The sequence below is a fragment of the Paracraurococcus ruber genome (assembly GCF_004353985.1).
GTDB classification, from domain to species: Bacteria; Pseudomonadota; Alphaproteobacteria; order Acetobacterales; family Acetobacteraceae; genus Paracraurococcus; species Paracraurococcus ruber.
In genome coordinates, this window is record NZ_SMOA01000166.1 from 1 (window position 1) to 12,899 (window position 12,899).

13 protein-coding genes and 1 tRNA gene are annotated in these 12,899 nt (G+C 73.3%); 9 read left to right on the forward strand and 5 right to left on the reverse strand.

Annotation, left to right across the window (positions count from 1 at the left end):
* The 3 genes from E2C05_RS22075 to E2C05_RS22085 form a co-directional block, all read left to right on the forward strand.
* Positions 1-625 (forward strand): (2Fe-2S)-binding protein (locus tag E2C05_RS22075; RefSeq protein ID WP_192912503.1); only part of this gene is annotated, 625 nt, incomplete at its 5' end.
* 100 nt (positions 626-725) lie between these two features.
* Positions 726-1,877 carry an NAD(P)/FAD-dependent oxidoreductase gene (locus E2C05_RS22080; RefSeq protein WP_133221811.1) on the forward strand — a complete coding sequence of 384 codons (1,152 nt, stop codon included), beginning with the start codon at positions 726-728 and terminating at the stop codon, positions 1,875-1,877.
* A gap of 99 nt (positions 1,878-1,976) precedes the next feature.
* Positions 1,977-2,909 carry a dihydrodipicolinate synthase family protein gene (locus tag E2C05_RS22085; protein ID WP_133221812.1) on the forward strand — a complete coding sequence of 311 codons (933 nt, stop codon included), beginning with the start codon at positions 1,977-1,979 and terminating at the stop codon, positions 2,907-2,909.
* Here the strand turns inward: E2C05_RS22085 and E2C05_RS22090 are convergent.
* The 3 genes from E2C05_RS22090 to E2C05_RS22100 all read right to left on the reverse strand — a co-directional run bounded on the left by E2C05_RS22090 (position 2,854) and on the right by E2C05_RS22100 (position 5,190).
* Positions 2,854-3,582, reverse strand: coding sequence for an ABC transporter permease subunit (locus E2C05_RS22090; RefSeq protein WP_133221813.1), 729 nt, complete (start codon positions 3,580-3,582; stop codon positions 2,854-2,856). The genes E2C05_RS22085 and E2C05_RS22090 overlap by 56 nt on opposite strands.
* Positions 3,583-3,587: 5 nt before the next feature.
* Complete coding sequence (locus tag E2C05_RS22095; protein WP_133221814.1) at positions 3,588-4,256, reverse strand: amino acid ABC transporter permease; 669 nt, start codon at positions 4,254-4,256, stop codon at positions 3,588-3,590.
* A gap of 112 nt (positions 4,257-4,368) precedes the next feature.
* Positions 4,369-5,190: a transporter substrate-binding domain-containing protein gene (locus E2C05_RS22100; protein WP_200306447.1), complete on the reverse strand. Its 822-nt coding sequence runs from the start codon at positions 5,188-5,190 to the stop codon at positions 4,369-4,371.
* A 144-nt stretch (positions 5,191-5,334) separates the two neighbouring features.
* Between E2C05_RS22100 and E2C05_RS22105 the strand changes: the two genes are divergently transcribed.
* The 4 genes from E2C05_RS22105 (at position 5,335) to E2C05_RS22120 (ending at position 9,072) form a co-directional block, all read left to right on the forward strand.
* Entirely contained in the window at positions 5,335-6,270 is a 936-nt protein-coding gene (locus tag E2C05_RS22105; RefSeq protein ID WP_133221815.1) for a LysR family transcriptional regulator, read from the forward strand.
* Between the two features lie 93 nt (positions 6,271-6,363).
* On the forward strand, positions 6,364-7,113 hold the full coding sequence (locus E2C05_RS22110) for an SDR family NAD(P)-dependent oxidoreductase (RefSeq protein ID WP_133221816.1): 750 nt from the start codon (positions 6,364-6,366) through the stop codon (positions 7,111-7,113).
* 70 nt (positions 7,114-7,183) lie between these two features.
* Positions 7,184-8,035, forward strand: a complete 852-nt coding sequence (locus E2C05_RS22115; protein ID WP_133221817.1) for a transketolase — start codon at positions 7,184-7,186, stop codon at positions 8,033-8,035.
* Positions 8,032-9,072: a transketolase family protein gene (locus tag E2C05_RS22120; RefSeq protein WP_240046826.1), complete on the forward strand. Its 1,041-nt coding sequence runs from the start codon at positions 8,032-8,034 to the stop codon at positions 9,070-9,072. Before E2C05_RS22115 ends, E2C05_RS22120 begins: the two co-directional genes overlap by 4 nt.
* 27 nt (positions 9,073-9,099) lie before the next feature.
* Here the strand turns inward: E2C05_RS22120 and E2C05_RS22125 are convergent.
* Positions 9,100-9,189 (reverse strand) — tRNA-Ser (locus E2C05_RS22125).
* A 57-nt stretch (positions 9,190-9,246) separates the two neighbouring features.
* Positions 9,247-10,647: an MmgE/PrpD family protein gene (locus E2C05_RS22130; protein ID WP_133221819.1), complete on the reverse strand. Its 1,401-nt coding sequence runs from the start codon at positions 10,645-10,647 to the stop codon at positions 9,247-9,249.
* Positions 10,648-10,765: 118 nt separating this feature from the next.
* Between E2C05_RS22130 and E2C05_RS22135 the strand changes: the two genes are divergently transcribed.
* Both E2C05_RS22135 and E2C05_RS22140 read left to right on the forward strand, forming a co-directional pair.
* Positions 10,766-11,737, forward strand: a complete 972-nt coding sequence (locus E2C05_RS22135) for a lytic murein transglycosylase (RefSeq protein WP_133221820.1) — start codon at positions 10,766-10,768, stop codon at positions 11,735-11,737.
* A gap of 74 nt (positions 11,738-11,811) precedes the next feature.
* The gene (locus E2C05_RS22140) at positions 11,812-12,693 is read left to right on the forward strand and encodes an SPOR domain-containing protein (protein ID WP_133221821.1); all 882 of its coding nucleotides are present in this window, start codon (positions 11,812-11,814) and stop codon (positions 12,691-12,693) included.
* Positions 12,694-12,899 lie beyond the last annotated feature (206 nt).

The window sequence follows — 12,899 nt, forward strand, 5'->3', positions numbered from 1 at the left end:
TGGGCTGGTCCCGGCCACCGAGGCGACGCGGGTCTTCCGCGCCCGCCATGCCTGGCGGCCCGGCTCCGGCGGCTGGGTGCCGGAGACGGATGCGGAGGGCCGCAGCAGCGTGCCGGGCCTCTATGTGGCGGGCGACATGGCGGGCCTGCGCGGGGCCGCGGCGGCGCCGCATGCCGGCCGCCTGGTGGCGCTCGCGGCGCTGCGGGACCTCGGGCACCCGGTGCCGGAGGGGCGGCGCCATGCCGCGGCGCTGGCCCGGGCCGCCCGTGCCGGCGCGGCCATGGCGACGCTGATGGCGCCCCGCCCGGCCCTGGCCGCGGCGATCCCGCCGGATTGCGTGGTCTGCCGCTGCGAGGCCGTGACCCGTGCCGCCATCGACGCGGCCATCGCCGCCGGCGCCCGCGACCTGAACCAGGTGAAGCAGTTCAGCCGCGCCGGCATGGGCCCCTGCCAGGGGCGGTTGTGCGGGGAGGGGGTGGCGGAGCTGCTCGCATCCGCGGTCGGTGGCCGGGCGGCGGCGGGCTTCGCCACCGGCCGCATCCCGCTGCGGCCGGTGCCGATGCAGGCGCTGCTGGGCGCGTTCGACTATGCCGACATCCCCGTCCCGGCACCGGCGCCGATCTGATGCCCGCCGCGACCCGCCAACCGGCACCCCGGCGCGCCGCCGGGCCTGGCGGCGACGCCGGCAGGCCGGGTGCGGCCGCGATGCCCGGCCGCGGCGGGGGATGGCGGTGACGCCCGCATCCGCCCCCTATGACTGCGCGGTCATCGGCGCCGGCGTCATGGGCTGCAGCACCGCGCTGTTCCTGGCGCGGGGCGGCATGCGCGTGGCACTGCTGGACCGCGTCGCCATCTGCCGGGAAGCCAGCGGCGTCAATGCCGGCACCCTGACCATGCAGATGACCCGCGCCGCGCTGATCCCCTATGCGCTGCGGGCGCATGCGATGTGGCTGCGCATGGCGGAATGGGCCGATGGCGGCCATGTGCTGGCGACCGCCTGCCCCGGCCTCTCCGTCGCCTTCACCGACCATGAGGCGGCGATGCTGGAGGAGCGGGCGAGCATCCGCCGCCAGGCCGGCGCGCCGATCGAGCTGGTCGGGCCGGATCGGGCGCGGGAGATCGAGCCAGGGCTCTCCGACCGCGTGCTGCTGGCGGGGCATTGCCCGATCGACGGCTTCGCCACCGCCCACCTCACCGGCCGCGCCTTCGGCCCGGCGCTGCGGGGCGCCGGGGTGGACCTGCGGGAGGCGACGCCGGTCTGCGGCATCGCCCAGGTGGCGGGCGGCTTCGACCTCGACACCGCAATGGGGCCGCTGCGCGCCGCGCGCCTGGTGCTGGCCGGCGGGGTCTGGCTGGAGGAGATGTGCGCCTGGCTCGGCATCCGCCTGCCCATCAAGGTGCTGGTCAACCAGCTTGTGGTGACGGAACGCCTGCCGCCGGTGATGCGCACGGTGCTCGGCGTCGCCTCCGGCCTGCTCAGCCTCAAGCAGTATGCCAATGGCAGCGTGCTGATCGGCGGCGGCTGGCAGGGGGTTGGCGACCGCGCCCGCGGCGGGCTGGCGGTGCGGCCGGAGAACCTGCTGGGGAATATCCGCCTGGCCGCCTTCGCCGTGCCGGCGCTGCGGGAGGCGCGGGTCACCCGCGCCTGGCTGGGGCTGGAGGCGGAGACGGCGGATGCCCTGCCGGTGATCGGCCCGATCCCCGGCGTGCCGGATGCCTGGATCATCGGCAGCGTGCATTCCGGCTATACCAGCGGCCCCTATATGGGCCGGCTGCTGGCCCAGGCGGTGCTGGGGCAGCAGCCCGAATTGGCGCTCTTCCCGCCTGACAGGCTCCTGGATCGGATCGCAGGAGGGCCGCAAGGCCCGGACGCGTGAAGCCGATCCACGACCAGCCCGCATCGGAGCGCGGGAGGACCGCAAGGCCCGGACGCGTGACTCCGCCCCCATGAAACGGCTCAGACAGGACGCCGCCGCATGATCCCCGATGGCCCGACACCCTTCCACGGCATCTACCCGTCCACCGTCCTGCCGATGCAGGAGGATTTCGCACCGGACTGGGAGGCCTATGCCGGCCACACCGCGCATTGCGTGCTGCGCGACGGCGTGGTGGGCGTGCTGATGAACGGCCATGCCGGCGAGAATGCCGTGCTCTCCCGCGCCGAGAAGCGCCGGGCGGTGGAGGTGACGGTCTCGGTGGTCGGCGCCAGCCGCATCGTCGTCGCCGGCGTGAATGCCGAAAGCAGCCTGGAGGCGGCGGAGGAGGCGCGGCAGGCGCGGGCCGCCGGCGCCGATGCGGTGATGGTCTTCCCGCCCAACGGCTTCGCCCTGGCGCAGACGACCGAGATGGCGGTGCTGCACCACCGCCTGATCGCCGAGGCCGTGCCGGGCCTGCCGATCTTCCTGTTCCAGGCGCATCACGCCGCCGGCCGCATGGGGTTTTCCGAGCAGACGCTGGACGCGCTGCTCGACATCCCCGCGGTGGTCGGCATCAAGGAAGGGTCCTGGGAGGTGAACCGCTACGATGCGCTGCGCCGGCAGGTGCGGGCGCGGCGGCCGGATGTCGCGGTCTGCGCCAGCGGCGACGAGCATCTGCTGGCCTGCATGGTGCACGGCTCGGACGGCAGCCTGGTGTCGCTGGCCGACCTGCTGCCGGACGAGATCGTCGCGCTGGATGCCGCCGTGCGGCGCGGCGACCTGCCGGTGGCCCGCGCCCTGCACGAGGCGCTGGAACCGCTGGCCGAGGCGATCTACGGCGCAGCGCCGGCCGGCCGCGCCACCGCGCGCCTGAAGTGGTGCCTGCGCGAGATGGGCGTGATCCCCTGCGCCGCCATCCGCCCGCCGCAACCCCCCGTCACGGGGCCGGAAGCGGCGATGCTGCGGGAGGCGATGCGGGCGAGCGGCTTGTGAGCCGCCGCTCCGCCCAGCGGCCGAGCGAGGCGAGCGCCCAGGACAGGCAGAAATACAGCACCAGCGCCGTGCCATAGGTGAGCAGGGCGGAGAAGCCGCGCTGGGTCAGCATCTTGGCGGCGAAGGTGATCTCGATGAAGCCGATCTGGCTGACCAGCGAGGTCTCCTTCACCATCGACAGCACATGCACGATGGAGGGCGGCAGGATCACCCGCCAGGCCTGCGGCAGCACCACCCGGCGCAGCACCGTGACCGGCGGCAGGTTCATGGTCAGCGCCGCCTCCCATTGCTGCGGCCGCACGCTTTCCAGCCCGGCGCGGACATTCTCGGCGGCCAGCGCGCTCATCCGCAGCGCCACCGCGGCGACCGCCACGGCCCAGAGCGGCGCCTCCAGCCGCGCGAATTGCGACAGGAAGAAGACCAGCAGCAGCAGCACCAGGAAGGGGATGCGGCGGAACCCCTCCACCCAGAGGATCACCGGTAGGCGCAGCGGCGCCGGCAGGCCGAGCGGCGGCAGGCGCAGGCAGGCCAGCAGGAAACCCGCGGCATAGCCCAGGCCGCAGCCCAGCAGGCTGGCCAGCAGGGTGTTCAGCATGGCCTGGCCGAGGAACAGCAGGTTCCACCAGGTGAAGAAGCGCGGCGCCTCCGCCAGGATGATGTCGAGCACGCCCATCCGCGTCAGAACACCCGCGCCTTCACCCGGAACAGCAGCCGACCCGCCAGCCAGAGCAGGAGCGAGGCGACGACGGTGAGCCCGACATAGAGCAGCGCCACCAGCGAGAAGATCTCGACCGATCGGAAGGTGACCGCATTGGCGTTCAGCGCTCGGCCCGTCAGCTCCTCCACCCCGAAGATCGCGGCCATGGACGTGCCGAGGGTCATGATGATGTAGTGGTTGGACAGCGCGGGATACAGCGCCCGCACCACATGCGGCGCCACCACGTACCAGAGCATCTGCGCCCGGCTGAATCCCAGCGTCTCCGCCGCGTCCAGCTCGGCCGGCGGGACGCTGGCGAAACCGGCGCGGGCGATCTCCGTCAGGTAGGCGCCGGCATTCAGCGTCATCCCCAGCAGCACCGCCTGCACCGGAGAGAGGATGATCCCGGCCTCCGGCAGGGCGAAGAACAGGAAGAAGATCTGCACGAGTTGCGGCGTGTAGGTGAAGAAGCGGACATAGGCGATGACCAGCGCCCGCACCGGCCAGCCGCCCCAGCGCAGCAGCGCCGCCCCCACCAGCCCGAGGCCGAGCCCAAGCCCGAAGGCGACGCCGGCGATCCACAGCGCGGTGAGCGCGCCGCGCAGGAAATCGGGCAGGTAGGGCAGGACCTGCCCGTATTGCAGGGTCACGGGTCGACGATCCTTGTCGGCGGGGGGGCCTGTCGCGCCCCCGGCGCCGCGGCCATCGGGACGCGCCGGGTCATCGCGCGCGGAGCGGGTCCATGATCTGCCGCGATCCGCCCTAGAACATCGGGTTCACGGGCACCGGCGTCTTCATCTTCTCGCCGAACCACTTCTCCCAGGCCTGCTCGACGAAGCCGGTCCGGTGCAGCTCGAACAGGATGACGTTCAGCACGTCGCGCAACCCGTAATTGCCCTTCTGCACGCCGATGCCGACCCAGGTGCTGGCGAGCACTTGGTCCAGCACCTTCCAGGGCGTGCCCTGGAAATTCCGCAGCGGCACGACGATGCTCTCCAGCACGTCCACCATGGCATCGGCGCGGCCCTGCGCCAGGGCGCGGAACGTGTCCGGGTAATTGTCCAGCAGCGTCACCTGCGCGCGCGGCGCATTGGCCTGGATCCAGGGCACGCCCACCGTGCCGCGCACCTGCACCAGCCGCACCGCCGGGTTGTTCAGGTCGGCCGGCGCTGCGATCGGCGCGGCGGTGCCGCTGGCCTTGGTCAGCACCACCACCGACTGGGTGTGCAGCGGCTGGGTGTAGTCGATGACCAGCGCGCGCTCCACCGTGCGGGTGATGGCGCCCAGCACGATGTCGATGCGGTCCGCCTGAAGGAAGGGGATGCGGTCGGGGCTGCCGACCTGCACGATCTCCAGCTCGACATTCATCCGCCGGGCGATCTCGCGGGCGATGTCGGCGTCGAAGCCGTCGATCTGGTTGCGCTCGTTGAAGGTGCCGAAGGGCGGCAGGGTGGGGTTGATGCCGGCGCGCAGCCGCCTGGTCGAGAGCACCTGGTCCAGCGGGCGGGCCAGCGCCCCCGGCGCGGCCAGGGGCCCGAGGGCGAGCAGCCCCAGCATGCGGCGACGATCGAAGGCGATGGACACGCGGCTTTCCCCTTGCTCACGCTACGGCGAGTGCGAGGCTAGGCCGCCCGGGCGCGGCCGGGCAAGGCGGGCCCCTGGGGCGGGGCGGGCGGGAGGCGCGCCGGGCGATTGCCCCCATGCATGAGGCTGTCTCATGCTTCGCCGATGCCGCCGCACCTGCCGCTCACCGCGCTCCGCGCCTTCGAGGCGGCGGGCCGCACCGGATCCTTCCGCGCCGCCGCCGAGGATCTCGGCCTGACGCCGAGCGCCGTCAGCCATGCCATCCGCGGGCTGGAGCGGGACCTGGGTGCCCGGCTGTTCGAGCGCGACGGCCGCGCCATCCGCCTGACGCCGGAAGGCGAGACGCTGCTGCGGCATGTGGAGCGGGGCTTCGGCGCGCTGCAGCTGGGCATCGGCAGCGTCGCCGCGCGCCGGCCGCAGCTGCTGCGGCTGCACAGCGCGCCGAGCTTCGCGGCGCAATGGCTGGTGCCGCGGCTCGGACGGCTGCTGGAGGACTGCCCGGGGCTCGAGCTGCGCATCGCCGCCGGTACCGACTACACCCGCTTCCTGGCCGACGAGTTCGATGCCGACATCGTCTATGGCCTGCCGGCCGCCGAGCAGGTCGGCCAGTCCGGCACCCTGGTGCTGCCGCTGGGGACCGAGGTGGTGGCGCCGCTCTGCGCCCCCGCGCTGGCGCCGTCCATCCGCAGCCCGCGCGACCTCCTCGGCCAGGTGCTGATCGAGAGCGACAACAAGCGGGTCCGCTGGCCCGCCTGGTTCGCCGCCAACGGGGTACCGGCGCCGGCGCCGCGCGGGCCGCGCTTCGACCGCAGCTTCCTCTCGCTCAGCGCGGCGTCGGACGGGCTGGGGGTGGCGCTGGAATCGACCCTGCTGGCGGAGCGGGAGCTGGCCGCGGGGCGGCTGGTGCGGCCGCTGCAGGGCCGCTGCGAGGACGTGGTCTATACCGGCCACTGGCTCGTCTTCCCGCGGCCGCGGCGCTACGTCCGGGCGATGCAGCTCTTCCTCGGCTGGCTGGGGCGGGAATTGCGGCTCGACCTCGGCCCGGCGGCGCTGGATGCGAGGGACCCGCCCGATCGGTGAATCAGGCTCACCTGTCGGCGCGAATTCCTCGCTTGCCGCCGGGTCCGGGGAGGCGGCACATCGGCGGCGAAGCAAGGACCAGGGGGACGTCGCATGCTGCTCGCCGACAGGACGGCCATCATCTCCGGCGCCGCCAGCGCCCGCGGCATCGGCCGGGCCACCGCCCGGCTCTTCGCCGAGCATGGCGCCCGCGTCGCCATCCTCGACCTCGATGCCGAAGGGGCGCGCCAGGCGGCGGCCGAGCTGGGGGAGGGCCATGTCGGCATCGGCTGCGACGTCGCCGATGCGGCGAGCTGCCGCGCCGCCGCCGCGCAGGCGATCGAGGCCTTCGGCAGGATCGACGCGCTGATCAACAATGCCGGCATCTCCCAGCCGGTGAGGACCATGGAGATCACGCCGACGGACTGGCAGCGCATCGTCGATGTCAACATGACCGGCGTGCTGTATCTCAGCCAGGCCGTCATCCCGCATATGCGGGCGCGCCGGCAGGGCAGCATCGCCTGCATGTCCAGCGTCTCCGCCCAGCGCGGCGGCGGCATCTTCGGCGGGCCGCACTACTCGGCGGCGAAGGCCGGCGTTCTCGGCCTGGGCAAGGCCATGGCGCGGGAGCTTGGCCCCGACGGCATCCGGGTGAACATGGTCACTCCCGGCCTGGTCCAGACCGACATCACCGGCGGCAAGCTGACGCCCGAGATGCGGGCGGAGATCCTGAAGGGCATCCCGCTGAACCGGCTGGGCGATGCGATCGACGTGGCGCGGATCTACCTGTTCCTCGCCTCCGACCTGTCCTCCTACGTCACCGGCGCCGTCATCGACGTCAATGGCGGCATGCTGATCCACTAGGCGACACCCGGGACACCGCCGCGCGGCGCTGCGGCCGCCATCGTCACCACCACCGGAGAGGAGACGCGCCATGGATGCGCGAAAAGCGGTGCGCGCGAACGCGCCGGGGCTGGAGGACCGCGCCCGCAACATCCGCCGCCATGCGCTGCGGATGGGGGAGGTGCAGGGGCAGGGCTACATCGCCCAGGCGCTCGGCATCGCCGATGTGCTGGCCGTGGCCTATTTCCACGCCCTGGCCTACCGGCCGGATGACCCGGCCTGGGAAGGCCGCGACCGCTTCCTGCTCTCGGTCGGGCACTACGCCATCGCGCTCTATGCCGCGCTGATCGAGGCGGGGATCGTGCCGGAGGCGGAGCTCGAGACCTACGGCACCGATGACAGCCGCCTGCCGATGTCCGGCATGGCGAGCTACACGCCGGGCATGGAGATCAGCGGCGGCTCGCTCGGCATCGGGCTCGGCATCGCCGTCGGCATGGCGCTCGGCCTGAAGCGGAAGGCCTCCGACCGCTTCGTCTACACCCTGATGTCGGATGGCGAGCTGGACGAAGGCCCGGTCTGGGAGGCCGCGATGTCGGCCGGCCACCACCGGCTCGACAACCTGATCTGCATCGTCGACGTGAACCGCATGCAGGCCGACGGCCCCTCCACCGGCGTGCTGAATTTCGAGCCGCTGCCGGACAAGTGGCAGGCCTTCGGCTGGTTCGCCCAGCGGGTGGACGGCAACGACATCGCGGCGCTGGTCGCCGCCTTCGACGCGGCGCGCAACCACGCCGAACCGAAGCCGCGGGTCATCCTCTGCGACACGCGGATGGCGAAGGGCGTGCCCTTCCTGGAGACGCGGGAGAAGTCGCATTTCCTGCGCGTGGAACCGCATGAATGGGCGCTGGCCATCGCCGCGCTGGACGAGGGGAGGACCGCATGAGCCGCGCCAGGCGCGCCCCCTGGCGGGGCGTCCCGCAGCAGGCCGCCGATCCCGGCCGGCCGCGCCTGACCACCTCGGCGATGATCGCGTCCATCGCCGGGCCGGACCAGCGCACCCGCCCGGCACCCTTCGGCCATGCCCTGGTGGAGCTGGCGAGGACCCGGCCGGAGGTGCTGGGCCTGACCGCCGACCTGGCGAAGTACACCGACCTGCACGTCTTCGCCCAGGCACATCCGGACCGCTTCTACCAGATGGGCATGGCGGAGCAGCTTCTCATGCTCGCCGCCGCCGGCCTCGCCCACGAAGGCTTCGTGCCCTTCGTGACGACCTACGCGGCCTTCGCGTCCCGCCGCACCTTCGACTTCGTCAGCCAGGGGATCGCCGAGGAGGGGCTGCCCGTAAAGATCTGCTGCGCCCTGCCGGGCCTGACCACCGGTTATGGCCCCAGCCACCAGGCGACCGAAGACCTGGCGATCTTCCGCGGCATGCCGGACCTGGTGATCGTCGATCCCTGCGATGCGCTGGACATCGAACAGGCGGTGCCGGCCATCGCCGCGCATGACGGCCCGGTCTACATGCGGCTGCTGCGCGGCCAGGTGCCGCTGGTGCTGGACGAGTACGACTACCGCTTCGAACTCGGCCGCGCGAAGCTGCTGCGCGACGGCGCTGAGGTGCTGATCATCTCGGCCGGCTTCATGACCATGCGGGCGCTGGAGGCGGCGAAGCGCCTGGAGGCGGACCGGGTGTCGGCCGCCGTGCTGCACTGCCCCACCATCAAGCCGCTCGACGAGGCGACGATCCTGCGGGAGGCCGGGCGCAGCGGCCGCCTGGTCGTGGTGGCGGAGAACCACAGCGTCATCGGCGGCCTGGGCGAGGCGGTGGCGGGCACGCTGCTGCGCGCCGGCGTCGTGCCGCCGCGCTTCCGCCAGGTCGCGCTGCCCAATGCCTTCCTCGATGCCGGCGCGCTGCCGACGCTGCACGACCGCTACGGCATCTCGGCCGACGCCATGGTCCGCAGCATCAGGGGCTGGCTGTAGGGGCCGCCGTGGGAAGCGGCGCCCGGGTGGCGGACAGGGTGGGATTCGAACCCACGGTGGGCGTGAACCCACGGCGGTTTTCAAGACCGCTGCCTTAAACCACTCGGCCACCTGTCCCGCTTCGCCCCAATGCGATGCGGGCCGGGGCCGGGTCAAGCCCGGCCCCAGGCCGGCCTATTCGCCGGCCAGCCGCGCCGCCATCATCGGCGCGGCGAGGCGCATCAGCCCGTTCACGTCGCCGGCGCGTTCCAGCCCGATCACCGCATCGGCCAGCTGCGCCGCCCGGTCCGGCCCCAGCACCGCATCCGCCAGGCCATGGAATTTCGCCCGCAGCTCCGCCTCGGTCAGGAAGTTCTCCGGCTCGCCCTTCGCCACCTTGACCAGCTGGGTGAAGACCTGGCCGCGCGCCTTCACGGTCAGCTTGCCGGCCATGTAGGTCGGGAACAGCGCCTGGACTTCCGGGTCCTCCACGCAGTCCACCTTCGGCAGCAGGCTGCGCACCGCGGGGTCCTGCAGCAGGGCGTAGCTGTCCCAGCCCATATGGCCGTAGGCCAGGCCGCAGCTCACCACGAAGGGGCCGCTGAACTGGCCATCCACGACGTTCTGCGGGTTCTGCTTGTAGGCCAGCGGGGCGCCGACCAGCAGCATGCCCTTGTTGGGCAGGCCCATGGTCACCGCCTCGATCTCCTCCGGCTTCAGCCCGTGCTCGGCCCGCAGCGCGATGGCGGCGTCGATGCCGGCATGGCCGTAGCGACAGGAGGGATAGGGCTTCACCGCCGTCTGCATCAGCTCGAACTCGGTGCCGAGGCCCTGCAGGGCGCGCTCCGGTATCGGGTTCGGCGCATAGGCGCGCAGGAACCCGGCCTTGCCCTCGAAGGCCTCGGCGGCGCCGCGGAAGCCTTCCCGCGCCAGGGACGCGGCGGCGAGGCCGTTCATCGCCGACCAGCCGACCTGGAAGCGTTTGGTCCAGGCGCCGTTGGCGAGGAATTGCAGGCTGCCGGCGGCCTGGGACAGGGCGATGCCGAAGGCGTCCTGCACCCCCTTGGCATCCAGGCCGAAGACCCGCGCCGCCGCGGCGGCCGCGCCGAAGGCGCCGCAGGTCGCGGTCGGGTGGTAGCCGCGGTCGTAATGGTCGCCGCCGGGCAGGGCCAGCGCCAGCCGGCAGGTCACCTCATAGCCCGCGACGATGGCCGAAAGGACGGTGCGGCCATTCGCGCCGACCATCTCGGCCGCGGCCAGCGCGGCCGGGATGACCGGGGCGCCCGGGTGCAGGGTGCCGGCGGCATGGGTGTCGTCGAAATCCAGGCTGTGGGCGAGGGCGCCGTTCAGCAGCGCCGCGCCCGCCGGGGTGTAGCGGGCGGAATCCCCCAGCACCGCGGAATTGCCGGCGGCCAGGCCCAGGGCGCGGACCGCGTTCAGCAGCGGCGGCGTGCTCTCGGCATCATGCCGGCCGCGGACGATGTTGCCGACCAGGTCCAGCACCAGGAAGCGGGTGCGCTGCTGCACCTCGGCCGGCAGGGCGGCGAAGTCCAGCGTCGCGCAATATTCGGCAAGCGTGGCGGTCACGGCGGCCATGGCGATCCTCCCACAGATTGCCGCGATCCTAGGCCGCCCCCGGGTCGCGGCCAAGCGGCGCAACTCCGCGTTGCGCGCGTGTTGCGCCCGGGGCCGCCCGCATGGCATGCGGCGCATCATGCTCGCACGGCGCCCAATCCTCGGCGGAGTCGCCCTCCTCGCCGCTTCCCCGATCCTGTCGCCCGGTCGGGCCCAGGGCAGTTTCGACGCCTTCCTCGACGGGGTGCGGGCGGAGGCGCGGCGCGCCGGCGTCTCGCAGGCCACGCTCCGCGCGCTGTCCGGCCTGCAGCCGAACCAGCGGGTGATCGAGCTGGACAACCGCCAGCCGGAAGGCCGGCTGAGCTGGGAAGAATACCGCGACCGCATCATGGTGAACCCGGTGCGGGTGCAGAACGGCCAGCGGATGTATGCGGAGAACCGCGGCCTGCTCGGCGCCATCGAGGCGCGCTACCGCGTCTCCCCCCGCGTCATCGTCGCCATCTGGGGGGTCGAGACGAATTTCGGCGGCAATACCGGCGGCTTCGCGGTGATCGAGGCGCTGGCGACCCTGGCCTGGGAAGGCCGCCGCGCCGAGTTCTTCCGCAAGGAGTTGCTGGCGGCGCTGCGGGTGCTGGATGGCGGGCATATCAGCCCGGCGCGGATGACCGGCAGCTGGGCCGGGGCGATGGGCCAGCCGCAATTCATGCCGACGAATTTCGAGCGCATGGCGGTGGATTTCGACGGCGACGGACGGCGGGACATCTGGGACAGCCGGGCCGATGCGCTGGGGTCCATCGCGCATTACTTCCAAAAATCCGGCTGGCGGGAGGGCGAGCCCTGGGGCCGCGCCGTCCGCCCGCCGGCCGGCTTCGTGGCGGAGGGCGCGGATACCGAGGCGGTGCGCAGCCTGCGCGACTGGGGCCGGCTGGGCTGGCGCAGCGAGGATGGCAGCCCGCTGCCGGCCTCGGAGCTGGAAGCGCGGGTGGTGCTGCCGAACCGCGGCGGCGGCCAGGTCTTCCTCGGCCATCACAACCTGCGGGTCATCCGCCGCTACAACAGCCCGGTGAATTACGGCCTCGCGGTCGGTCTGCTCTCCGACCGCTTCGGCTGATGCAGACTCTAGGTTTCCAAAGGCCTTTCGGCCTTTGGTGGGGTGGGTCCGGGAGGGGCAAGGCCCCTTCCGGGATGCTGGTCCTGTGCCTCGCCCTCGCCGCCTGCCAGCCGGCACCGCCGCCGCAGGGCAGCCCCCGCTACATGCTGGGCGAGCCCTACAGCCTCGGCGGGCTCTGGTCTTACCCGAAGGAGGAATTCGGCCGGGTCGAGAGCGGCCTGGCCGCCGTGCTGCCGGACCGCCGCGCCGGCCGCCGCACCACGAATGGCGAGATCTTCGACCCCGACCGCCTGATGGGCGCGCACCGCACCCTGCAGCTTCCGGCCATCGTCAGCGTCTGGAACCTGGAGACGGGGCGGGAGGTCCGGCTGCGGGTGAACGACCGCGGGCCGGCCCAGCCGGGGCGGGTCATCGGCCTCTCGTCCCGGGCGGCGGCGCTGCTCGGCATCCCCGCCGGCGGCACCGCGCAGGTGCGGGTCAGCGTCGAGGATGCGCCGAGCCGCGCCCTGGCCCGCGCCCTGCCGAGCAGCGAGCGCACCGCGCCGCAGGTGGAGGCGGTGCGCACCGTGGCGGTGGAGCGCGAGGAGCTTGCCCCGCTGCCCGGCAGCCGCCAGGCGGAACGGGTGCGGGAGGCGCCGCGCGTCGCGACCGCCCCGGCGGCCCCGGGCGCCGAGGCCGGGCTGCCGCCCGACCCGCTGCCGGAACAGGTGCTGCCCCGCCCGGCGATGCCGGGCCGGCTCTGGGTGGAGGCGGGCAGCTTCTTCCGCCGCGACCTGGCGCAGCAGCAGGCGGCGCGGCTGCGCGACCTGGGCGCCCGGGTGGAGCCCTTCGGCGAGGGGCGGCAGCCGCAATTCCGCGTCCGCCTGGGCCCCTTCGCGTCGCCGGCGGCGGCGGACCGGGCGGTGGCCGGCGTGCTGGCGGCCGGGCTGCCTGAGGTTAAGCTTCTGGTCGAGTAATCCGCGCCAAACGCTTGAGCGGGAGGGGTGCGGCGGCGTATGCGGTGCCGAGACGCCCATCGGAGTCCCGCCCGCCATGACCTCCCGCGCCGTTCATCGCGGCCCGTCCCGCCGCGCCGTCCTGCTGGCCACGGCGGCCGCGGGCACGCTGCCATCGCCGGCGCTGGCGCAGCCGCGGCCGCAGCAGGCGCCGGCCCGCCCCGGCG

Excerpts from the sequence above, each read along its gene's own strand:
- E2C05_RS22110 (WP_133221816.1), top strand. The coding sequence starts at position 6,364 with ATGCTGCTCGCCGACAGGACGGCCATCATCTCCGGCGCCGCCAGCGCC.
- E2C05_RS22115 (WP_133221817.1), top strand. The coding sequence starts at position 7,184 with ATGGATGCGCGAAAAGCGGTGCGCGCGAACGCGCCGGGGCTGGAGGAC.
- E2C05_RS22080 (WP_133221811.1), top strand. The coding sequence starts at position 726 with ATGGCGGTGACGCCCGCATCCGCCCCCTATGACTGCGCGGTCATCGGC.
- E2C05_RS22135 (WP_133221820.1), top strand. The coding sequence starts at position 10,766 with ATGCTCGCACGGCGCCCAATCCTCGGCGGAGTCGCCCTCCTCGCCGCT.
- E2C05_RS22105 (WP_133221815.1), top strand. The coding sequence starts at position 5,335 with ATGCCGCCGCACCTGCCGCTCACCGCGCTCCGCGCCTTCGAGGCGGCG.
- E2C05_RS22140 (WP_133221821.1), top strand. The coding sequence starts at position 11,812 with ATGCTGGTCCTGTGCCTCGCCCTCGCCGCCTGCCAGCCGGCACCGCCG.
- E2C05_RS22120 (WP_240046826.1), top strand. The coding sequence starts at position 8,032 with ATGAGCCGCGCCAGGCGCGCCCCCTGGCGGGGCGTCCCGCAGCAGGCC.
- E2C05_RS22130 (WP_133221819.1), bottom strand. The coding sequence starts at position 10,647 with ATGGCCGCCGTGACCGCCACGCTTGCCGAATATTGCGCGACGCTGGAC.
- E2C05_RS22090 (WP_133221813.1), bottom strand. The coding sequence starts at position 3,582 with ATGGGCGTGCTCGACATCATCCTGGCGGAGGCGCCGCGCTTCTTCACC.
- E2C05_RS22085 (WP_133221812.1), top strand. The coding sequence starts at position 1,977 with ATGATCCCCGATGGCCCGACACCCTTCCACGGCATCTACCCGTCCACC.